Origin of the sequence: uncultured Legionella sp. (assembly GCF_937871865.1) — a bacterium.
Lineage (GTDB): Bacteria > Pseudomonadota > Gammaproteobacteria > Legionellales > Legionellaceae > Legionella.
Genome location: NZ_CALMPD010000249.1, coordinates 1 through 22,135, shown reverse-complemented (window position 1 = coordinate 22,135; position 22,135 = coordinate 1). Strand labels below are relative to the sequence as shown.

The window sequence follows — 22,135 nt, the reverse complement described above, 5'->3', positions numbered from 1 at the left end:
ATACTCCTTAATTAGTATCTAGCAATTCTGCGATAATAAGTGCTGCTAGTCTAGCAGTTTTTTGCTCTTGATCTAGAGGAGGGGACAGTTCGGCAATATCAAAACTAATTACTTTACCACTTTGTATAATATATTTCAGTAACGGCAGTATTTGCCAAGGGGTGAGTCCCATCGTTTGGGGAGCACTTACCCCTGGAGCATAGCATTCTGCTAACACATCAAGACAAATAGTCAGATAGATGTGATCCTTGTTTAGCATAAAATCATCAAGAAAAGCGATTTGCCATGCCTGATTTTGTGTATACATTTCTTCCGCAGTAAGGTATTCAACATTTAATTCATTGGCGCGTTCAAATAAAGAGGGAGTATTACCGAAATTTTGAATTCCAATACAACAGTAATCAAACGGTAACGCATTTTGTTCACAGTAGGCTGCAATTTGTGAAAACGGTGTACCGGAGTTTCCAGGTTGTCCTGCCTGATAAGGGCGAAGATCAAAATGTGCGTCAAAATTGATGATGCCTATTTTAGAATAATGCCTGGCTAGTCCTTGGTAGTGCGCCCATGCAATTTCATGTCCTCCACCCAAGGCAATCGTTTGGTGTCCGTGCTGATGGCAAAAATGGATTATTTCCGCAAATTGATTTTGTGCTGATTCCAGATCATCGTTGTCACAATTAATTGTACCCAGATCGATGTATTGTTCTGTGTAAGGGCAGGGTAATTTTGCCAGATGTGTCTTTATTTGATCAGGGCCTAATTTTGCTCCCGGACGGCCTAGGTTTCTTATCACTCCAGCATCACTGGCAAATCCTAGAAATATCGTTTTTTTATCATCAGAAATCAGTTCATTTTGATTATTAATAAATTTGATTTTTTGAAAAAACCGTTCTTCATTTACAGTATCTTTTCTGCCTTGCCAAAGAGCAGGATTTGCTGGTTGATAATTTGGTAGATTTTTAAACATCTACTCCTCCTATGTATTAAATTTATGCCAAGTTAGACTAATGTCTGGTATTATCTGCGCATCGTGTTGAATGATGAATGAGGAATTTGTGTTTATTATTACTGGTGGGGGCAGCGGAATAGGGAAAGCATTGGCGTTGGCTTTGGCTAATCGCGGAAAATCCGTACTGATAATCGGTCGTCGTGAACAGGTGTTGCAAGAAACCGCTGCAACTTCCTCATTAATAAAATATTTTTGTGCTGATGTGTCCACCAGTGAAGGCCGAAATTTGGTAAGAGTATATTTAGATAATATACCTCAGATAAATGCTTTAGTTAATAATGCCGGAACTTTAAATCCTATTGGTGCTATCAAGGATATTCAATTGGATGATTGGCAACACACCTTTTCTACCAATCTGGAAGCCCCACTGTTCTTAACCCAATTGCTTTATGATAAATTACACCACGGACGTGTCTTAAACATCGGTTCGGGAGCTGCTCATTTTGCGATCAAAGGATGGGCCCCCTATTGTACATCCAAGGCCGCTTTAGCCATGCTTACTCAATGTTGGCAACTCGATTCTGGTTCATTGTCTTTTGCCAGTGTTATGCCGGGAATTATTGATACTGAAATGCAGTCTATTGCGCGAAGCGGTTTGGGTATGGATGCAGAACAAGTCGATTTTTATAAACGTTTAAAACAGCATAACAGATTAATTTCACCAGAAACGGTGGCTGAATTTTTATCATGGCTTTTACTGGATGTTGAGCAAGCAGTTTATGTTTCCAAAGAGTGGGACATATATGATACATCACATCATTCGTCTTGGCTTAATCCGCCTCATCAAGTTCTTCATTGGGATTTTTAATGTTTGCCTGCGATAAATTACTTATTAATGCGACCACGATTAACCGTCAGGGATTGCAAGTACACGATCAGGCCATTGTATTACTAAATGGCATGATTCATTGGTGTGGTTCCAGACAAGATCTTCCTGTTGAGTTTATTGAAAGCCACAAAAGTAAAATCGATTGTGCCGGGCAACTAATAACTCCTGGTTTAATCGATTGTCATACTCATTTGGTTTATGCGGGCAATCGGGCTGCGGAATTTAAAATGAAGCTGGAAGGAGTCAGCTATGCTGAAATTTCCAAAGCTGGTGGAGGGATTATATCCACAGTACGGCAAACCAGGGCCGTATCCGAAGAAGAGTTAGTGCAGCAATCGTTACCCAGAATTCTTGCATTACGCAACGAAGGGGTTACCACTGTAGAAATTAAATCGGGTTATGGTTTGGATTTGGGCTCTGAAATGAAAATGCTTCGAGCTGCCAGAACACTTGGTGAATTAAGTGGCCTTCGAGTAAAAACTACCTTCCTCGGCGCCCATGCCGTAGGCCCTGAATATAAAGGAAACAGTCAGGCTTACGTTGATTATCTTTGTCAGGAAATGATGCCTCAAATTAAAGAGGCCGGCTTGGCAGATGCTGTCGATGTTTTTTGTGAATCCATTGCTTTTTCCATAGCACAGACCGAACAAATCTTTAGTACAGCACACGCATTAAATTTACCTGTTAAATGTCACGCAGAGCAATTATCTAATTTGGGAGCAAGTACTCTTGCTGCAAAATCAGGAGCCTTATCCTGTGATCATCTCGAGTTTTTAGATGAAGCAGGCGCTGCTGCTATGGCTGCATCCGATACTGTTGCTGTGTTGCTGCCTGGAGCATTTTATTTCTTGCGCGAGAAAAGAATGCCTCCGGTTGATTTATTACGCACAGCTGGGGTTCGAATGGCAATTGCCACTGATTCTAATCCAGGTTCATCACCAACCACTTCTTTATTGCTGATGATGAGTATGGCCTGTAATTTTTTTCAACTGTCTATTCCTGAAGCTCTTACTGCTGTAACTGTACACGCAGCCAAAGCCTTAGGACTTGAACATGAAATTGGATGCATTGAGCCGGGGAAAGCAGCGGATTTAGTTTTATGGTCTATAAATGATAGTGCGGCACTTTGTTATTATTTTGGCTACCCGCTATCGCATAAAACCATGATAGCTGGCGAATGGCTATCCAATGAAACTATTTTAGGAGTTTAATCAATGTTTAATCGACTTAATCTGCTCTTCAAAACAGGTTTAACTTTTGGACTTATCCTGAATGCTTTCCTGGTTCACGCGATTACTCCTACGGTAATTAAAAAAGAAACTGCTGATTATATTCTTGATATTAAATATCCTCAGGGTTTTGAATCCCCTGCAGTAAATACGACTATCCAGGATTTAATTGCTTCTACCCAAAAAAGTTTTATGAACGAACTGTCCGAGGATGCGGATACACCGGCAGATGCTCCAGGAAAGACGGGCCTCAATATTACTTATTCGGTTCCTTATAAAACTAAAACGGCGTTAAGCGTTCGATTTAATATTTCTATCTTTCATAAGGGCGCTGCCCATCCATCCAATACCGTGGTTATGAAGAATTTTATAAATGGAAAGGAAGTGATGCTTGCGGATTTATTTGTACCTGGTGCTAATTATTTAAATCCGATTGCTGCAGTAGCTAAAAAGACCATTACTGCAAAAAAAATATCTGATGAGCAATGGATAAGTGAAGGAACTAAACCTACAGCAGAAAATTACTCGGTCTGGCATTTTACTGATAAAGGTATCGCGATTATTTTTAATAGCTATCAGGTAGCAGCATACGTGTATGGAGAGCAGACTGTGAATATACCTTTGGCGTTGATAGCCAATTTGGTAAAACCTGTGGTTGCAAAAACAGTGTGGGGTAATTGATGTCTGATACACCTTTTATAGCTGCGGATAAACAAGTAGCGGAACTAACGTTTAGGGTTATTATATTAGCTATTATACTGACCGTATTATTAGCAATGTCTAATGCTTATCTTGCTTTGAAATTAGGCATCTTAACTTCTGCGTCTATTCCCGCGGCTATTATTTCCATGGGCATTCTTCGCCTATTTAAAAATTCCAGCATTCTTGAGAATAATGCGGTTCAGACTGCTGCTTCTGCTGGTGAGGCGGTAGCTGGTGGTATCGTTTATACCATTCCAGCTCTAATCATTATCGGGTTTTGGAATCATTTTGATTATCTGACCAATTTTTTCATCGCTGCTTGTGGCGGGATCTTAGGCGTTTTATTCTCAATTCCTTTGCGTCGAATCCTGGTTAACGATCGATCATTAAAATTTCCTGAGGGGAGAGCTATTGCAGAGGTGTTGAAATCTTCGGCTGAAAAGGCTGGGATTAAGGACATCTTTATTGGAGGGGCCATAGGTGGTTTTATTGAGCTGCTGCAAATCGGCTTTAAACTGATAGCAAACAGCTGGGGTTATTGGTTTGTTGTTAAACGATCATTATTTGGCCTGGGGGCTGGTTTTTCAGCGACCATGATCGGAGCCGGATATCTTGTTGGCCATGATATGGCGATAAGCATTTTTCTGGGAGCAGTTATATCCTGGCTCGTTGCTCTACCCATTGTGAGCCAATTTTATCCCGATCTTATCAGTCAATATCCTCCAGAACAGGCAGCGACTTTATTATGGAATAGCGAAATGCGTTATTTGGGCATAGGTGCGATGCTTTTTGCGGGAATGTGGACTTTTTTAAAACTGATAAAGCCTTTGTCTAAAAGCATCAAAGGATCTTTTGGCGCGTTTATTTCCAGAAGTAAAGCCGATAAACTGTATCCCAGGACTGATAAAGACATTCCTATGCCTTTTATCTTAATGGGGATAGGATTTACTGCGGCGATTTTGTTTTTGTTTTTCCAGTTTATTTTTCCATTGGGACAAGTTGGATTAGATAATGCCTATTCACCAACTTTAGTGTTTTTAGGTGTGCTTTATGTATTAGTGATTGGCTTTTTGTTTTCGGTGATCACTGCCTATTTTTCTGGAATGGTCGGGGTGACGGCCAGCCCAGGCAGTTCGATCGTTATTTCTGGAATGTTATTTGCCGCTTGGTTGTTATTAAAGGCAATTGATCATTGGCTTCCCCTTCCTTTGGATTCCCATCAAATACAGGCAGCAGAGGCGATTACCATTATTATTGGTTCAGTAGTGACGGGGATTGCGGCGATTGCTAATGACAATACTCAGGATTTAAAAGTAGGGCAATTAGTTGGCGCTACTCCATGGAAACAGCAGGTTATGTTGCTCTTGGGGGTTATTGTTTCTGCTTTAGTCATCCCGCCTGTAATGCAACTTTTATTTGATGTTTATGGTATTGCCGGAGTTATGCCTCATCCTGGTATGGATGCTACCCAGACGTTACCTGCCCCAACTGCAGCATTGATGGCTGCAATCACGGAAGCGGTGTTCAGGAATTCATTACCTTGGACTATGATGTTCATTGGTTCTTTAATTATTTTACTGATTTTATTTTTGAATCAAATTCTAAATTTGAAACGGTTTCTGAATTTATCAATTTTAGGGATAGCTATAGGTATGTATTTACCATTGTCCTCGTCTTTCCCTTTATTTATTGGCGGAATGATTGCTTTATTGGTACAGAGAAGATTAAGACGAATGAAGACCTCTCCTGATGAAACCATCACCAGAAAACAAAAGGGGACCTTGATTGCCTGTGGGCTGGTTGCTGGCTCGGCTATTATTGATGTATTACTGGCCATACCTTTTTCAATTTTTCATAGTCCTGATGTCTTACAATTAGTGGGACCCGAATGGAAAGAAAAAGGAGTTTATTTCGGTGTCTTGTCCACTTTAATCCTTGCTTGGTGGATTTATCGCAGGGTATGCTCGGATAAAATCTGATAAATACATTGTTTTCTTTTCTCCAGGTGTCGCATGGTTTTAAATCATTAGAGCAGACTTCTGGAGAGTTATCAGTCTATTTACTGGTGTGTTAATTTTTAACCACTTGTTATTTTGTGCGCCACAGGATAATATGTGTTCATATTTAACCTATATTGTCCATATTATGCCTGACACACACTCGAATTCTGATCGCCTGAATGATTTATTGTTTACCATACGTTACATCCCCAAAATATTAAAAAGAACAGTGCAATATGGAGTACTAGGGGCTGTCATGGGGGTTGGGATGACTTTTTTATGCAAAGATTACCTAAGTAAATTTGCTGAAGAACATCATAATGCAGTTGATCTTGTTGATGGATATGTTGCTGATGATGAAGAATATCTTCATCTCTCCAGGACTGCAGAATTTAACCGCGTTACTCCACCCATTTCCGAATTTCTCCCGATCTACAGTTCTATTGTTGGTGCTGGTGCCGGTACCTTTTTTGCTCTGAGTCGCGTCAAAACCGATTATCAAGAACAATTGGCAGCGGATCGAGAGCTAAGACGAATAAGTGTAATGGTTTAGTTCTTTTTCATTTTCCTTATAAATCCCCACCCTAAAAATAAAATGTTGGGCGCTTCGCTCGACATATTCTTTCTACTTGTTCTTCCTAATAATTAATTGACAGGTGTGTGTCTGCAATACGACGATGTCTTGGGTTATCAAGACTTAATGTTGTAACTGTATGATTATTTATTATATATTTATACTCATGCACTTTACGGGGAGGTGTTATGAAAATAATTGTAATTGGTGGAACAGGATTAATTGGAAAGGCCGTAATTGACGAATTAAAATTTCGCCATGAAGTTTTATGTGTGGGGCATTCCAGTGGTGAATATACCGTAAATATTGAAGATCCAGATTCAATTAAATCGCTTTATCAAAAAATTGGTTCAGTAGATGCAGTGGTAATGGCAACTGGACGAGTCTCTTTTCTTGATTTGACAAAAATGACTAACGATGATTATCACGTGGGCTTAAAGAGTAAATTGATGGGACAGATCAATTGCGTTCTGAGCGGCTTGGAATATATGAATGATTTTGGCTCCTTCACCCTTATCAGCGGAATTTTGAATCATGATCCGATTGCAATGGGGTCTTCTGCTGCAATGGTTAACGGAGCAATAGAAGGTTTTGTTACTTCAGCAGCCATTGAAATGCCCAGAGGTATAAGAATCAATGCAGTAAGCCCAACAGTTGTTACAGAGGCTTTGCATGTCTATGCTTCATATTTCCGAGGGTTTGAACCCGTACCTGTGCAACGCGTTGCACATGCTTACAGTAAAAGTGTTGAAGGCTTGCAGACAGGGCAAATTTATCATGCCCGATAAATTTTTGCCGAGCTGCTAAAAATAATCGGCAATGAATTGAAGAGATGCCATTTGCAGAGCCCCTCATTGTGCACTTGGCCAGCATTTAAACTACATCAGTTCACGCAATGGCCTCAATTTAAGATACATATCTTCCATTCGAAGCTCACCTGTTCTCTCTCCCCGTTGGGGAGAGAGTTAGAGAGAGGGGGAGCATAGTGGAATTTTAGTGTATCTTAAACGGATCATTTGCAGGATCGGTACTTAGAATGTATTCTGCCTTTTTTGCTATTTCATCACGAATTGCTTCTCCAAACAGTCGGGATATGACATAAAGACTCATATCTATTCCTGCAGAAATCCCTGACGATGTAATGACGTTCCCATCGTCTACCCAACGTGCTGTTTTTATCCAGTTAACTTGCGGGCCTTGCTTTTTTACCCAGTTAAAAGCGATTTTGTTTGTTGTTGCTTTATGTCCATCAAGCACACCAGCTCTTGCAAGCAATGCTGCTTCAGTGCATACAGAAAGAGTCAGCTCCGCGGTTGTTGAACGCTGTTTAATCCAGCTGATTAAAGCCTTATTATCGACTTCAACTCGAGTGCCGATTCCCCCTGGAACCAGCAGATAATCAAGGTGAGGCGCATTGTCCCAGCTGAAATTAGTTTGAGTTTCATAGCCTTGTGCTGATTTAACTCATCCCTTTTGCTCCGAAATCAAAACGGTATTCAATTGTTCTTTTACCATTCCAAACATTTCTAATGGACCGAACGCATCTAAGGTCTCAAAGCCTGGAAAAAGTAGAATTCCTAATGTTTTAATCGGCACAGAATTTTGAGCCACCGTATTATCCTTAATGCTGATTTAGGGAGTTTCCATTATAGCGCAGCCCCCGGAGATACATTCTTTGATTCATTTTTTCTGGTTAATCAATCCGGACTGAGCTGCGTTCTTTCGTTCCACCAGACGAGCTATCATCATGCTGCTTACGGTATTTCCTGTTACATTGATCATAGTAGCCAGTGGATCAATGATGATGCTAATGGCGGCTACTGCAATGAGCACTGAGGGTGGGAACCCATAGAGATTCAGTATGAGTAATTCTCCCAGCATTCCTCCACTGGGAATGGCACCCATTACTGTGCCTACTAGTAGAGAGGCTCCTAGTGCGGTGAGCAAAACAGGCAGGCTCGTAAAATCCAGATGAAAAATTCCAAACAGAAAGGCAATTTTGAACATGCCGCCAATTACCGAACCATCTTTGTGGATAATCGAGCCAAGCGGTATTGCTGTTTCATAAATTTCAGGGGCTATGCCCATTTTTTTTGCGGCGCTTAAGTTCGCCGGGATGCTTGCGGCGCTGCTGCAGGTGGCAATTGCCGTGACCATTGGCAGGAACACATTAGCCCAAAATATTTTGATCCCTTGGGTTTTTTCTGCAAGATAAGCATACCAGGTAAAAGCCAGTAAAAAATAGATGAATGCAGAGATGTAATACACAACAGTAATTCGCATATAGCTGTCTAAGAGTTGTGAGCCAAGCTCACTCACCATTACTGCAAAATAAGCGAAAAAACCGATAGGAGCGTAATACATGATTAATCCAAAAACGCGCATAAAGATTTCTTCGCCAGCAATTAAAAAAGCAGCAAAGGCTTTTCCTTTTTCATTGGCTGCGGCTACTGACAGCCCAACCATAATTGAGAAGATGATTAACGCAAGAATATGCTCATGGGATAACAGTTTTGAAAAATCAGATACAGTGAAAATGTCTGCTATTTGGCTGAAAAAGCTGACTGAGGCGACTTGTTCGGGCATAATCAATGACAGCGTAACGCCTGCGGCGGGTGGAAAAAGTAATACTGTGAGTAGGGAATACAGTGCTGCTATCAAGCCTGTAAATAAAAAAACCATCATCATATAAAAGATTATGGTGCTTAGTTTGCTGATAGTACCTGCGCGGGCAATTGCAGAGGAGACGCTAAAAAAAATGAGGGGAACTATTGCTGTAAAAATCAGATTAAGGAATACATCGCCAAAAGGTTTTAACCATTGAGCATCAGGCCCGAGTAAATGGCCAGTAAGTCCACCAAGTACAATGGAAGATATCAGTATTATGGGGAATAAATAGGTTTTAAAGGCTTTATTATTTGTAGTCACTTACCAATGATTCCTTAAATGTAAAGTGATTATGATAACAGAATTTTCTATACAGCGTTCCACTAAGCCTGCGTGGTACTATAAAGTAAGAGGAATACATCGCTCGAATAGAATCGAACGATGTATTTTTACTATTATAAGGTTTCTATTCTTATTTTATGCTGTAACAATTTATCTTTAGCCATTTGTGCCTGAGCTAATTTTTCTTGTTCTTTGGCAATAATTTCAGCAGGAGCCTTATCCGTGAATTTAGGATTATTTAACTTACCCTGAGCCAGATCAATGTCTTTATCCAATTTGGCTAATTCTTTGGCAAGGCGTCCCAACTCTGCTTCTTTATCTATTAAATCAGCCATGGGAATAAGTAATTCAATATCACCTAATACTGCAGTAGCAGATACTGGAATTGCTTCATCGACAGACAGATAATGAATATGAGTAACCCGGCTTAATGCCTGAAGTATTGGTTTATACTTCTCGACACGCTGCATTAAGGCTGGAGTAATGTTACGAATATTCAAGGGTATTTGTTTTGCAGGGGAAATGGACATCTCACTACGAATGGTACGAATAGCCTGAATTGCAGATTTTAGCCAATCCAGTTCTTCTTCAATAACCTCATCAATGAACTGCTCATCTATCTGAGGATAGCTGCTTAACATGATGCTATTCCCATTTTCATTAGTAAGCTTGCTTGTTCTATGCCAAATTTCTTCAGTGATAAAAGGCATTAAAGGATGCAGCAGTTTCAAAACTTGATCAAGAACATGAATCAAGGTTCTTCTCGTGCCTCTTTTCATGGCGCCAAGCACTTGTTCATCTTGCAATACTGGTTTGGATAGCTCTAAATACCAGTCACAATATTCGTGCCAGACAAATTCGTAAAGCGTATTGGCTAATAAATCAAATCGGTACGTTTCAAAATAATGATGTACTTTACCTATAGTGCGCTGCAGGCGGGACAAAATCCATTGATCGGCAGGACTGTATTGAAACGCTCCATCACCAAAATCAATTTGCTCTTCATCGGTATTGAGTAATACATAGCGTGCAGCATTCCATAATTTATTACAGAAATTTCTATATCCTTCAACCCGGCCAATATCAAAACGCACGTTACGGCCAGTTGATGCCAGTGAGCAGTAAGTAAAGCGTAAGGCATCGGTACCGTATGCATTGATGCCCTCAGGGAACTCTTTACGGGTTGCCTTGATGATTTTATCTCGCACCGAGGTGAGCATCAGATTGGATGTACGCTTGGCTACGAGGGCGTCGATGTCAATACCATCAATAATGTCCAGTGGATCAAGAACATTTCCTTTGGATTTAGACATTTTGTGACCTTCACTGTCCCGTATTAATCCTGTGATAAATACATCTTTAAATGGAATTTTTCCGGTAAATTTCAGACCCATCATGATCATGCGGGCGACCCAGAAAAAGATAATATCAAAGCCTGTAACCAGCACCGAGGTCGGATAAAATTGCTCTAATTCTGGAGTACGCTCAGGCCAACCCAGAGTAGAGAAAGGCCAAAGGGCTGATGAAAACCAGGTATCTAAAACATCTTCATCTTGTTTTAATGGTGTTGTATCATCAATTTTATATTTGAAGCGAACATCATTCTCACTGTAGCCAACATAAATATTGCCGTGATTATCATACCAGGCAGGAATTCTATGCCCCCACCATAATTGACGGCTTATGCACCAATCTTCAATATTATCCATCCATTGATAATAGGTTTTGGTCCAATTTTCTGGAATAAAGCGTATTTCGCCTTTTTGTACAGCGGCAATAGCTGGTTCTGCCAGTGGTTTGGTTTTTACATACCATTGGTCTGTTAACAAAGGTTCAATGACCACATTGGATTTTTCACCACGAGGCACTTTTAATTTATGTGGTTCTGTCTTGATTAAAGCATTTGCCAACTCCAAATCTTTGATGATTTGTTCTCGGGCAACAAATCTATCCATTCCCTGGTATTTTACCGGCGCATTTTTATTGATGGTTGCTTTTTTGGTTAAAATATTAACGAGAGGTAACTGATGTCGTTTTCCTACTTCATGATCATTAAAATCATGGGCTGGAGTAATTTTAACGCAGCCGCTGCCAAATTCCTGGTCTACATAATCATCTGCAATAATTGGAATAGTTCTATCACACAGGGGAAGATGAACTTCTTTGCCGACGAGATGTTTAAATCGGGGATCGTCTGGATGTACTGCTACAGCAGAGTCTCCGAGCAAGGTTTCGGGTCTGGTGGTTGCAACGACTACAAATTCATCAGAATCAACTACTGGATAACGTATATGCCAGAGAAAACCATCTTCTTCTTCAGAAAGTACTTCAAGATCTGATACTGCTGTACCCAGTTTCGGATCCCAGTTCACCAAGCGAGTGCCGCGGTAGATAAGACCTTCATCGTGCAGTTGCACAAATACTTTTTGCACGGCCGCGGACAAACCTTCATCCATGGTAAAGCGTTCTCTGCTCCAATCTACAGAGGTTCCCAAACGGCGCATTTGTTGGGTGATTGTGTTACCTGATTCATTCTTCCATTGCCAGATGTGCTCAAGAAACTCTTCTCGAGTTAAATCTTTTCTTGCTATTCCTTTGGCTTCTAATTGGCGCTCAACGACCAGCTGAGTCGAGATGCCCGCATGATCTGTTCCTGGTTGCCATAATGTTTTATCACCAAGCATACGGTGGTATCGAGTTAAAGCATCCATAATAGTATGTTGAAAACCATGTCCCATATGCAGACTTCCAGTTACATTGGGAGGAGGAAGCATAATACTGAACCGTTTACCATCACCACGAGGTTGAAAGTAATTCTGTTGTTCCCATTTTGTGTAGGAGGCCTGTTCAATTGCTTCAGGGGAATAGGTTTTATCCATGATTTAGCCTGTTCGGTAAAAACAGAGAATATTATCACAGAGTAGTAGAGTATAGCCATTAACTTAAGGATTTTGGCCATCGCTCTGAGCATGCGAAGGAGACGGAGCTAAAGATACAAAAAGGCCATCTTATCGATGGCCTGATATAGAGGAGTATTTTTTAATGTTGTTGAGCAGGTTCCTCGGGTTTACGGCGATGATCTTCGGCTATGTAAGTGTACATGGTTGGCACTACAAACAAAGTAAAGCAGGTTCCAATGACCAATCCGGTTGCAATAACCAAACCTATATCATAGCGGCTGACGGCTCCAGCACCAGTAGCAACAAGTAACGGTACAACACCAAATACCATTGCTGCTGTAGTCATCAGAATAGGTCTGAGTCGAATGGCGGCTGCTTCTTCAACTGCTGCTCGTCGGTCAAGATTTTTCTCTCGCTGCAGATGATTCGCAAAATCCACAATCAAGATACCGTGCTTACTGATAAGTCCAATTAAGGTAATCAATCCGACCTGAGTATAAATGTTGATTGATGCTAACCCCAGATTTAGCGGGATTAGGGCACCACAGATAGACATGGGTACACTGATTAATACAATTAATGGATCACGAAAGCTTTCATATTGAGCAGATAAAACCAGAAAGATGATAACAATTGCAAAAATGAACGCAAAAACCAGGGCGCTGCCTTCTTGCATGAATTGTCTTGATTGGCCACCGTAATCGTAGGTAAATCCTTTGGGCAAGGTTTCATTGGCCGCTTCTTGTAAAAAGCGCAAGCCATCTCCTAATGTTTTTCCGGGCATCATTACTGCCTGAATTGTTGCGGAATTCAGTTGCTGGAAATGAGTCGCGGCATTAGGTTGTGTCTTTTCAACAGGAACAATAACCGTTGAAAGTGGAACCATTATGCCGTTTGCGGTTTTAATATAAATTTGGCCTAGTTGCTCAGGTGTTAGTCTGTATTTTCTATCCAGTTGGGGAATCACCTGGTAGCTACGGCCTTCGAGGTTAAAATAGTTGATATAGTTTCCTGATAATGCGCTGGTCAAACTAGAGCCTATGGAACGCATATCAAGTCCCATTTCAGACGCTTTGGAACGATTAATAGTAAATTCAATCTGAGGCTGATTAAATTTCAATGAATTATCTATATAGATGAACAACCCACTTTTTCTTGCTTTTTCAGTTAATTTGGTCGAAATATCAAATAAACTTTGGAAATCATTTGTGGTTTTAATGACAAATTGAACAGGAGGGCCACCGCCACCGCCAGGCAGAGGAGGAGGTATAATGGCAAAGGCATTTAATCCTGCAATCGTGGATAATTTATCTTGTAACGGTTGTTTCAGAGCGAATTGATTGGTTGTTCGTTCATCCCAGGGTTTGAGTACCATGCCTGAAATGGGCTGCGCCGTATTCACCGTAAAATAATTTTCCGTTTCTGGGAAGCTTTTGTAGATTTCATCAAAAGGTTTAGTAAATGCCTCAATATAATTTAAAGTGGCTGATTGGGGAGCTGATGCCATGACGTAAAAGAATCCCTGATCTTCGTCTGGGGCAGTTTCAGCAGCGGTATGACTATACAAATAGGGTAGCATTAAAATGACGACAGCAGCAAAAACCAACATGATAGAACGGGTGTTTAATAAGCTATGCAATGCATTTTGATAAACTATTCTTAGTTTATTAAAAATCTCATCCAGAAAGTGAACGAATTTTCCGCTACTTATTTCTTTTGTTAGTACTTTTGAGCACATCATTGGGCTTAAGGTTAATGCAATAATCCCTGAAATAATTACCGCACAGGCCAGAGTAAAGGCGAACTCTTTAAACAATGCTCCTGTTAAGCCGCCCATAAACCCAATCGGTGCATAAACTGCCGCAAGTGTAATCGTCATTGCAATAACAGGGGTTGCTATCTCTCTGGCGCCTATTATTGCCGCATCATAAGGCGTTTTTCCCTCCTCTATGTGACGATGCACGTTCTCAACGACAACAATCGCATCATCCACTACCAAGCCAATTGCCAGAACAAATGCCAGCAAAGTCAGTAGATTAATACTGTAACCAAGCATGAGCATTAACGTACACACGCCTACTAATGAAAGCGGGATGGTAACTACAGGAATTAAAACAGAGCGAAGAGAGCCTAAGAATAAAAAGATAACAATAATTACAATCACACCGGCTTCTATTATGGTATGCATTACTTCGTTAATAGAGGCTCTGATAAATGCTGTTGCATCGTAAACGATCGTTCCAGTCAATGAAGGAGGAAACTCCTTAACTATAGACGGCATCAGTTTTCGCACATCACTGATAACGGTCAGGGGGTTGGCTGTAGGTGTTGGGGTAATCGAGATAAATACTGCTTTTTTACCGTTGAATGTTACTGAACTGTCATAATTTTGTGATCCCAGAGTAATATCGGCTATATCACGTAATCTGATTATAGAACCTTTGGAACTTCTTACTATGAGTCTGCTGAATTCTTCGGCACTATTTAGGTCAGTTTTTGCCGTCATATTGATAGCCACGTATTCGCTTTTGGTACTTCCGGCTGCGGTCAGGAAGTTATTGCTGGCTAATACGTTAGCAACATCTGCTGGGGTGACATTTAATGCGGCCATTCGGATTGGATTCATAAATATCCGCATGGAGTAGGTGGCTCCTCCCAGAATTTCAGCTTTTGCTACGCCATCAACGGTTTGTAACTGAGGCTGTACCACTCGAGTGGCATAGTCCGTTATTTGTTGCGGAGTCATGTCTTTACTGTCCAGACTGATGTACATCAAGGCAGTTGAGGAATCTGATTTCTTCAGAATGACTGGTTGCTGAGCTTCTTTTGGCAACTGGTTTATCGTTTGTTGCACCTTACTCATTACGTCGGTGAAGGCAATTTGGGGATCAAAGTTGAGTTTGATATTTAAAGTAATCGTACTCAGACCCTGTTCACTGGTCGAAGTCATGTAGTCAATACCTTCGGCACTGGCAACTGAACTCTCTAATGGGGTAGTAATAAAGCCGGCAATAAGCTCTGCATCAGCACCGGGATAACTGGTCATAATTGTAATTACAGTGTTATCCATGCGTGGATACTGACGTATTTGCATTTTATTTATGGAGTTAATTCCAAATAAAAAAATCAGCATACTAACTACTATAGATAGTACTGGGCGTTTGATAAATAAATCTGTAAATTTCATAAATTATCCTGCAAAAAACCAGCAATTATTTAATAAAAGAGCATTTAAGTGTACGGAACTAAACCAGGGACTGGAGAAATTCCGTTGCTCTTATTGTTGTTATTGTCCCATGTTATCCGGGTTACTGATGTCAAGAAGTTGAACACTATTATTTATCACTACAGGGGTACCATTTTGTAATTTCAAATCACCCGTACTGACTACTAGTTGTCCTGCCTTTATTCCTTTTTTAACGACCGTGTAATTACCTTGTTGTTCTCCGGTAGTTACGAATACTCGATTAACGGTTAATTGGTCCGTGCCGTCCTGATTTTTTTTGCCTTCAGTATTTTTTTCAATGACGTATATGGAGTTGCCATACAAGCTGTAAGATACTGCCGTAGATGGGACTATAACCGTATTAGGTTCAGCGGGCTGCGGAATTTCAATTGATGCAAACATACCGGGTATGAATACATATTCACTGATTTTATTTTGTCTGTTGACTTCACTATTACAGCTGACAATTATTTTGCTGCCTCTTGGTTCTTTGCGTGTTTTAACCAGAGGTGAGTTGGTTGGATCTTTAACGGCAGCTGCCGGGCAATTGGGTAAGGTTGCCTGAACCAGAACGTTATGGGTATTTAAATCAATTTTAGAGTTTATTGCTGAGATGGTTCCTTCGAACAGGGCATTAGGGAACTCTTCTACGGAAAAGGTTATTGTTTGCTTTTTCTGTACTCGCTTGTACAGCTGTTCTGGTAAATAAAACTCGAGATAGAGCGGATCCAGAGATTGAAGTGACACAATCGATGTTTGACCTGGACTAATATATTGGCCAAGGTTTACCTGGCGAATACCCAGACGACCAGAAAAAGGTGCAGTAATATGTTTCTGATTAATTTGTGCTTGAATTTGTTCTACTTTAGCTTGTGCTTGTTGAAGATTTGCTTTCGCTTCATCCACACTAGAGCTTGGTGTAGCGCCTTTTTTAAATAAGTCCGTCTGTCTTTTGTAGTTGAGCTCTTTCAGGGTCAGTTCAGACTGGTTAAATTTCAACAGCGCTTGGTCAATGCTGTCGTCAATTGTAATTAATGGCTCATCTTTGTTCACAAATTGACCAGAATCAAAATCAATTTTAATTACATTTCCTGATGCTTCAGAGTTGACGTCAACACCATTCATCGCCACGAAGTTCCCGATAGCACTGATGGTGGGCAGCCAGTCGACTGATTCTGCTACAGCGGAAGAAACAGTGACCGCAGGAGGTTGGTAGCTGGCAAAAAATTGCTTAATCATCATGGATTTAATCAGATTAAAAGCAATAATTCCACCGAAAACAACCAGTAAGGCTATTCCCATGATAGTCATACGCTTTTTCATTATATTCCCCTGCAGAAATTCGTTAGATTTTGTAATTTGTCAAATATAACATAAAGATATACTTTATCATCTTATTGTTTTGATATGTTTCATTTTTATTTATTTCGTGGGTATAAAAAAAACCTATTGACTAAATTCAACTCTTTGTTACTATGCTGCTTCCATCTCTCATAAGGGGTAAACCATGAAGTTGAAGTCGTTGTTGGTTATAGTTTTTTTTAGTTTATTCACCAATGTTTTTGCAGCAAATGTTCATTTGAATTCTAATGCGAGTAATGAAGATAAACAATCAATTCAAAAAGGCGTAACTTATCCTGGATACTGTCAAATTGAAATTATCAATCAAAGTTTCACTGACGTTCGTGTTTTTGGTACTTTTGATGATGGTACAACCGTAGATTTTAATATCTACCGTTATGAATCACCTCATTACATCAGCCTGTTCTACAATTTCTACTGCCATAACGGTATGTACATTACTATCCAATCACCTTACTACACTATTTATTCTGGTTGGACTGATGTAAACAGCACAATTCGAGTCGTTCCATACTTGAAGCAAGCTAAAGCTGAATTATCAACTCGATAAATCAAATCACTAAAAAAGGTTCATCGTTGATGAACCTTTTTTATTTCTGAGGAGTTTTTCCATGAGATACCTCGTCTCTTGTTTGTTAGCCATGCCCTTGTTAGGCTCTTGCACTGTAGTAGAAGAACACTATTACGGGCGTGAATATTATGCTCCGGCTCCACGTGTTGAAGTACAACCTCATTATGCAGAACGCCATCATCATCATGTAAATGCAGGATACAGAGCAGTTCCCAATAATCGAGTTTATTATAGTGGCAACACTGTGGTTGTTAATCCACGACAAGCTCAAGCTGTGATGCCTAATAATGTGCGTAAGCACTCCGGTAATATGCATGGGCATAATGGAAATGCTGCCACTGTACATGGCCATACAAATAACCCAAACGTTCACGGTCATGGGAATAATGGTACTGTTCATGGGCACGGCCCATCTGTTGGCAATGGGGTAGTGCAACACCCGCAAGCTAACGGTACTGTTAAGCATGTTAAGCCTAATACAGGAAAGGTTGTTCAGGGGCATCACCAAAATTCTAATGTGCAGAATAAAGCGCACGGTCATAGGTAATACTGAATTAGGGATTTTTGACATTCCATGTTTACATCTACTCATAGTGCTTATATGACATGAGTCAAAAACCTACGTCTCGCACCTTGTGTGCGGGATCCATGGATTGCCTATTTACCTCTTAGTATCTGGATAAATTTTGTGATACTCTATTAGCGTTTTTCTTTAAGGAGCCTTTATGTTTGACTCACTGAAGATGTTGGTAGTAGGAGCTATGTCTATGGTCATTATTGCCTGCGCCGCTTCTCCTAATACTGAAAGTACAGGGGAATATCTTGATAGCACAACGACTACTACAAAAGTAAAAGCAAGTTTGGTCGATCGGTTAGGGACTGATGGCTTTGCCGTCAAGGTTAAAACTTTTAAAGATCAGGTACAGCTTAGTGGTTTTGTCGATACACCAAGAATAAAGCAAAGAGCAGCAGCCATAGCTGCTGGTGTTGATGGTGTGAAAAGCGTACGTAATGATATTATTGTTAAATCAAGATAAATATCACCCAGGCTAAGGATTATTCATGTTTGATGCAAGTTATACTATAAAAAATTTTGATGATGCTTTGTTACAAGCGATTAATAATGAAAAGCGTCGTCAGGAAGAGCATATTGAACTGATCGCATCTGAAAATTATGTAAGCCCGAGAGTATTGGAAGCTCAAGGATCGGTACTTACAAATAAATATGCAGAAGGCTATCCTGCAAAACGTTATTATGGCGGTTGCGAATACGTTGATGTTGCGGAAGAGCTTGCTATAGAGAGAGCAAAAAAATTATTTGGGGCTCATTATGCAAATGTGCAGCCTCACTCAGGTTCTCAAGCTAATGCTGCTGTCATGATGGCGCTATTATCACCAGGTGATGTTATTTTAGGTATGGCATTACCTCATGGCGGGCATTTAACTCATGGTTCAAAAGTTAATTTTTCTGGCAAATTATATCATTCAGTAGAATATGGTGTTGACGTTAACACGGGTTTAATTGATTACGATGCTCTAGAACGTTTGGCCCTACAACACAAACCCAAATTAATCATCGCAGGATTTTCTGCTTATTCAAGAATTCTCGATTGGGCACGATTCAGAGAAATCGCGGATAAAGTTGGCGCTTACTTGATGGCCGATATGGCGCATGTTGCTGGTTTGGTTGCCGCAGGACTTTATCCTTCCCCACTTCCTTATGCTGATGTGGTGACAACGACTACGCATAAAACATTAAGAGGTCCAAGAGGGGGCTTGATTCTTTGTCGGGAAAATGAAGAAATAGAAAAGAAGTTTAATTCATCTGTTTTTCCTGGAATGCAAGGTGGCCCATTAATGCATGTAATTGCAGCGAAGGCGGTGTCTTTTGCAGAAGCATTATTACCAGAGTTTAAAACATATCAGCAACAGGTTTTGGTCAATGCGAGAACCATGTGCGAGGTTCTAAAAAGCAGAGGGTATGATATTGTTTCCGGTGGCACTGACAACCACTTAATATTGGTTGATTTAATTAATAAAAACATTACCGGTAAAGAGGCGGACGCTGCATTAGGTAAAGCCAATATTACTGTCAATAAAAATTCAGTTCCCAATGACCCGCGTTCACCCTTTGTTACCAGTGGACTAAGATTAGGGACACCTGCTGTCACTACCCGAGGATTTAAAGAAAAAGAAATCTCTTTATTAACTCATTGGCTGACAGACATCCTTGATAATATTAACGATGAGATCATTAGTGCAAGAGTAAAAACCCAGGTATTACTTTTGTGTCGTGAATTTCCGGTCTATGGTTAATCATGTATTGTCCATTTTGTCACGCAGAAGAAACAAAAGTTATTGATTCTCGCTTAGTCGCGGAAGGTGCACAGGTGCGCAGAAGGCGACAATGTCTTGAATGTCATGAACGTTTTACAACATTTGAGACTGCAGAATTAATTATGCCTTTAATCATCAAAAGAGACGCAAGACGAGAGCCATTCAGTATTGAGAATTTACGTTCGGGTATGTTGCGTGCTCTGGAAAAAAGGCCGGTTAGTGTTGATAGCCTGGAGGATGCAATAATTTCTATTACCCAGGAGCTCCGTCGAAGAGGTGAGCGTGAGGTTGACTCTCAACTTATTGGCGAGCTGGTAATGAATGAGCTATATCGCTTAGATCATGTTGCCTATGTGCGATTTGCATCCGTGTATAAACGATTCCAGGATGTGAGTGATTTCAGGCAAACTATAGATCAGATGAAGGACAGCAAAGAATAATTTTGGCGTGCAGCCGTATTCATGAGGCTTGGTTTTGTTCATGAATGCGTATTGCGCGCGAAATTTTTAATCAAGGATATTGGCCTAGGGGTCTGTTGACATTCCGTTAAAAATCTCTGTGTGCGGTGGTTTAATCTGCTGCATGTATGGCTTTTGCATCAAGACAGGGAACGCAGGTTTGTGTATGTCATATCAGCAGGTTCCTGGTTCTGTATAAAATTACAGAACAAGGATGTTCAAATTGACATCCGGTGTTGAGTTAATTACTCAACCTATACAATATGATGAGGTAACAGTGGAAAAGCAATCAATTAGTGGTAAAAGAAAGGCGCGTAAATTAGCACTTCAAGCTTTGTATCAGTGGTTAATGTCAGGTTCTGACCTTCATGAAATTGAAGCCCAGTTTCGTGCTATTAATAACATGGACAAGGTGGATGGTGAGTATTTCACCAGATTATTGCATGGCATTCCTACTCATGTTAACACTTTGGAAGAGAGTATTGTTCCTTTTATCGACAGAGATATCAGTGGATTAAATCCTATAGAATTAACGGTATTACGTATTGGTTCATTTGAACTGTTTTATTGCCCTGAAATACCATACAAAGTAGTTTTAGATGAAGCAATTTCACTGACTAAAGAATTCGGTTCGCAAGATGGCCACCGTTACGTCAATGGGGTGTTAAATAATTTGGCTAAACAAGTTCGTACAGTAGAAATCAGTCTCGGCAATGAATGAATTTTCTCTTATTGATCAATTTTTCAAACCTTTTCCTATTACTCGAAAAGAGGTGTTATTCGGAATAGGTGATGATGCTGCCTGTTTGACTGTTCCTGAAGGATTTGATTTATTAGTGAGCACAGATACTTTGGTATCAGGTGTTCATTTTCTTCCTGAATGGGATCCTTTTGATATCGCATGCAAGTCAGTAATGGTTAATGTGAGTGATATGGCAGCAATGGGTGCTCAGCCTTGTTATATCACTTTGGCTTTAACTTTGCCTGAACTAAATGAATCCTGGCTTGAGAAATTTTCAACAGGTTTAAAACAATCGTTGAAGCAATTTAACATTGATTTAATCGGCGGAGATACCACCCATGGTCCATTGGCTATAACACTCACCATTATGGGGCTTGCTCCACATAAAAAAGCCATCAGGCGTTCTGGTGCACAATCAGGTGATGTCATCATGGTTTCAGGGCTTTTAGGGGCTGCTGCTCTGGCCGTTCGCTCCTTAAATGATCCTGCGGTAGTACCTGAGGATAGAGAGATTCTCATGAATAAACTGCTTCATCCTGTTCCACGAGTTGATCTTATTGAGTTAATCAGTAATTATGCTACCTCGGCAATTGATATATCAGATGGTTTAAGCGCTGATTTAAATCATATCTGCGTTGCCAGTGGCGTGTCTGCATGTTTGGATAAAACATTAATCCCAATTCACCCCTTGCTCAATAAATATTGCGGGGGACAAGCAGTTGACTTGGCCTTAACAGGGGGAGATGATTATGAATTATGTTTTACAGTTGCTTCTAGTAAATCAGAGCAATTTCTAAAAGAGATAAATGATTTAAAACTTAAGTGTTACCCTATCGGAATAATTGAAGAGGGGGCGGGCTTAAAGATAAAAGATTCAGCGAGAGAATGGGAGGTATTGCAACCAAAGGGGTATTCTCATTTTTGATTCTAATATTAATTGGGAGCAACGGGTTGTTGGTTTATCTTCAAGAACCCAATAATTTGGGTAGACTTGCGTAGCGAAAATTGGGATAAACCTACTGTACCGAATTACCGCGGCTTGACCGCGGTATCCAGGCATGTTGTTCCGGAGTTAGAGCTCTGGATACCGCGGTCAAGCCGCGGTAATTCGGAGTAGGGTGAATGTTCTGGGTTATTGAGGGGTATTCTCATTTTTGATTCTAATATGTAATTGAGAGTAACGGGTTGTTGATTTATCTTCAAGAACCCAATAATTTGGGTAGACTTGCGTAGCGAAAATTGGGATA

The 22,135-nt window shown here is 40.4% G+C and carries 19 protein-coding genes and 1 pseudogene; 13 read left to right on the top strand and 7 right to left on the bottom strand.

Annotated features, from left to right (window positions below; translation table 11 throughout):
* Positions 1-7: 7 nt before the first annotated feature.
* A complete protein-coding gene (hutG, locus tag Q0495_RS13365) occupies positions 8-967 on the bottom strand; it encodes a formimidoylglutamase (protein WP_298627162.1) in 960 nt (319 codons plus the stop codon).
* A gap of 88 nt (positions 968-1,055) precedes the next feature.
* Here hutG and Q0495_RS13360 point away from each other — a divergent pair, with 88 nt between their 5' ends.
* From Q0495_RS13360 to Q0495_RS13335, 6 genes are all read left to right on the top strand, one after another.
* Positions 1,056-1,817 carry an SDR family NAD(P)-dependent oxidoreductase gene (locus Q0495_RS13360; protein WP_298627161.1) on the top strand — a complete coding sequence of 254 codons (762 nt, stop codon included), beginning with the start codon at positions 1,056-1,058 and terminating at the stop codon, positions 1,815-1,817.
* Positions 1,817-3,049, top strand: coding sequence for an imidazolonepropionase (hutI, locus tag Q0495_RS13355; RefSeq protein WP_298627159.1), 1,233 nt, complete (start codon positions 1,817-1,819; stop codon positions 3,047-3,049). The genes Q0495_RS13360 and hutI overlap by 1 nt, the downstream gene beginning before the upstream one ends.
* 3 nt (positions 3,050-3,052) lie before the next feature.
* Positions 3,053-3,748, top strand: coding sequence for a DUF3298 and DUF4163 domain-containing protein (locus Q0495_RS13350; RefSeq protein WP_298627157.1), 696 nt, complete (start codon positions 3,053-3,055; stop codon positions 3,746-3,748).
* The gene (locus Q0495_RS13345) at positions 3,748-5,748 is read left to right on the top strand and encodes an OPT family oligopeptide transporter (protein WP_298627156.1); all 2,001 of its coding nucleotides are present in this window, start codon (positions 3,748-3,750) and stop codon (positions 5,746-5,748) included. Before Q0495_RS13350 ends, Q0495_RS13345 begins: the two co-directional genes overlap by 1 nt.
* A gap of 133 nt (positions 5,749-5,881) precedes the next feature.
* Positions 5,882-6,322: a hypothetical protein gene (locus tag Q0495_RS13340; protein WP_298627154.1), complete on the top strand. Its 441-nt coding sequence runs from the start codon at positions 5,882-5,884 to the stop codon at positions 6,320-6,322.
* A gap of 209 nt (positions 6,323-6,531) precedes the next feature.
* Positions 6,532-7,131 carry a short chain dehydrogenase gene (locus Q0495_RS13335; RefSeq protein WP_298627152.1) on the top strand — a complete coding sequence of 200 codons (600 nt, stop codon included), beginning with the start codon at positions 6,532-6,534 and terminating at the stop codon, positions 7,129-7,131.
* A 205-nt stretch (positions 7,132-7,336) separates the two neighbouring features.
* Here the strand turns inward: Q0495_RS13335 and Q0495_RS13330 are convergent.
* From Q0495_RS13330 to Q0495_RS13305, 6 genes and pseudogenes are all read right to left on the bottom strand, one after another.
* Positions 7,337-7,795: pseudogene (locus Q0495_RS13330) on the bottom strand (DJ-1/PfpI family protein); the annotation flags it as partial.
* Positions 7,796-7,807: 12 nt separating this feature from the next.
* Entirely contained in the window at positions 7,808-7,954 is a 147-nt protein-coding gene (locus tag Q0495_RS13325) for a hypothetical protein (RefSeq protein WP_298627150.1), read from the bottom strand.
* Positions 7,955-8,023: 69 nt separating this feature from the next.
* Complete coding sequence (locus Q0495_RS13320) at positions 8,024-9,271, bottom strand: dicarboxylate/amino acid:cation symporter (RefSeq protein ID WP_298627149.1); 1,248 nt, start codon at positions 9,269-9,271, stop codon at positions 8,024-8,026.
* A gap of 134 nt (positions 9,272-9,405) precedes the next feature.
* The gene (locus Q0495_RS13315; protein WP_298627148.1) at positions 9,406-12,171 is read right to left on the bottom strand and encodes a valine--tRNA ligase; all 2,766 of its coding nucleotides are present in this window, start codon (positions 12,169-12,171) and stop codon (positions 9,406-9,408) included.
* Positions 12,172-12,331: 160 nt separating this feature from the next.
* Positions 12,332-15,379, bottom strand: a complete 3,048-nt coding sequence (locus Q0495_RS13310; protein ID WP_298627146.1) for an efflux RND transporter permease subunit — start codon at positions 15,377-15,379, stop codon at positions 12,332-12,334.
* A 99-nt stretch (positions 15,380-15,478) separates the two neighbouring features.
* The gene (locus Q0495_RS13305) at positions 15,479-16,741 is read right to left on the bottom strand and encodes an efflux RND transporter periplasmic adaptor subunit (RefSeq protein WP_298627144.1); all 1,263 of its coding nucleotides are present in this window, start codon (positions 16,739-16,741) and stop codon (positions 15,479-15,481) included.
* 184 nt (positions 16,742-16,925) lie between these two features.
* Here Q0495_RS13305 and Q0495_RS13300 point away from each other — a divergent pair, with 184 nt between their 5' ends.
* The 7 genes from Q0495_RS13300 (at position 16,926) to thiL (ending at position 21,813) form a co-directional block, all read left to right on the top strand.
* On the top strand, positions 16,926-17,330 hold the full coding sequence (locus tag Q0495_RS13300; RefSeq protein ID WP_298627142.1) for a hypothetical protein: 405 nt from the start codon (positions 16,926-16,928) through the stop codon (positions 17,328-17,330).
* 61 nt (positions 17,331-17,391) lie between these two features.
* Positions 17,392-17,898 (top strand): hypothetical protein, encoded by a 507-nt coding sequence (locus tag Q0495_RS13295; protein ID WP_298627141.1) that lies wholly within the window; start codon positions 17,392-17,394, stop codon positions 17,896-17,898.
* Positions 17,899-18,076: 178 nt separating this feature from the next.
* Complete coding sequence (locus tag Q0495_RS13290) at positions 18,077-18,388, top strand: BON domain-containing protein (protein ID WP_298627139.1); 312 nt, start codon at positions 18,077-18,079, stop codon at positions 18,386-18,388.
* 25 nt (positions 18,389-18,413) lie between these two features.
* The gene (gene glyA / locus Q0495_RS13285; protein WP_298627137.1) at positions 18,414-19,667 is read left to right on the top strand and encodes a serine hydroxymethyltransferase; all 1,254 of its coding nucleotides are present in this window, start codon (positions 18,414-18,416) and stop codon (positions 19,665-19,667) included.
* 2 nt (positions 19,668-19,669) lie between these two features.
* Positions 19,670-20,128, top strand: a complete 459-nt coding sequence (gene nrdR, locus Q0495_RS13280) for a transcriptional regulator NrdR (protein WP_298627135.1) — start codon at positions 19,670-19,672, stop codon at positions 20,126-20,128.
* A 295-nt stretch (positions 20,129-20,423) separates the two neighbouring features.
* Positions 20,424-20,867 carry a transcription antitermination factor NusB gene (gene nusB / locus Q0495_RS13275; protein WP_298627171.1) on the top strand — a complete coding sequence of 148 codons (444 nt, stop codon included), beginning with the start codon at positions 20,424-20,426 and terminating at the stop codon, positions 20,865-20,867.
* Positions 20,860-21,813: a thiamine-phosphate kinase gene (gene thiL / locus Q0495_RS13270; protein ID WP_298627133.1), complete on the top strand. Its 954-nt coding sequence runs from the start codon at positions 20,860-20,862 to the stop codon at positions 21,811-21,813. The genes nusB and thiL overlap by 8 nt, the downstream gene beginning before the upstream one ends.
* Positions 21,814-22,135: the final 322 nt, after the last annotated feature.

Bases quoted from the DNA above. Each gene is read 5' to 3' on its own strand.
- Q0495_RS13340 (WP_298627154.1), top strand. From the start codon at position 5,882: ATGTGTTCATATTTAACCTATATTGTCCATATTATGCCTGACACACAC.
- Q0495_RS13315 (WP_298627148.1), bottom strand. From the start codon at position 12,171: ATGGATAAAACCTATTCCCCTGAAGCAATTGAACAGGCCTCCTACACA.
- Q0495_RS13345 (WP_298627156.1), top strand. From the start codon at position 3,748: ATGTCTGATACACCTTTTATAGCTGCGGATAAACAAGTAGCGGAACTA.
- hutG (WP_298627162.1), bottom strand. From the start codon at position 967: ATGTTTAAAAATCTACCAAATTATCAACCAGCAAATCCTGCTCTTTGG.
- Q0495_RS13290 (WP_298627139.1), top strand. From the start codon at position 18,077: ATGTTTGACTCACTGAAGATGTTGGTAGTAGGAGCTATGTCTATGGTC.
- hutI (WP_298627159.1), top strand. From the start codon at position 1,817: ATGTTTGCCTGCGATAAATTACTTATTAATGCGACCACGATTAACCGT.
- Q0495_RS13300 (WP_298627142.1), top strand. From the start codon at position 16,926: ATGAAGTTGAAGTCGTTGTTGGTTATAGTTTTTTTTAGTTTATTCACC.
- Q0495_RS13295 (WP_298627141.1), top strand. From the start codon at position 17,392: ATGAGATACCTCGTCTCTTGTTTGTTAGCCATGCCCTTGTTAGGCTCT.
- nrdR (WP_298627135.1), top strand. From the start codon at position 19,670: ATGTATTGTCCATTTTGTCACGCAGAAGAAACAAAAGTTATTGATTCT.
- thiL (WP_298627133.1), top strand. From the start codon at position 20,860: ATGAATGAATTTTCTCTTATTGATCAATTTTTCAAACCTTTTCCTATT.
- Q0495_RS13310 (WP_298627146.1), bottom strand. From the start codon at position 15,379: ATGAAATTTACAGATTTATTTATCAAACGCCCAGTACTATCTATAGTA.
- glyA (WP_298627137.1), top strand. From the start codon at position 18,414: ATGTTTGATGCAAGTTATACTATAAAAAATTTTGATGATGCTTTGTTA.
- Q0495_RS13305 (WP_298627144.1), bottom strand. From the start codon at position 16,741: ATGAAAAAGCGTATGACTATCATGGGAATAGCCTTACTGGTTGTTTTC.
- Q0495_RS13350 (WP_298627157.1), top strand. From the start codon at position 3,053: ATGTTTAATCGACTTAATCTGCTCTTCAAAACAGGTTTAACTTTTGGA.
- Q0495_RS13335 (WP_298627152.1), top strand. From the start codon at position 6,532: ATGAAAATAATTGTAATTGGTGGAACAGGATTAATTGGAAAGGCCGTA.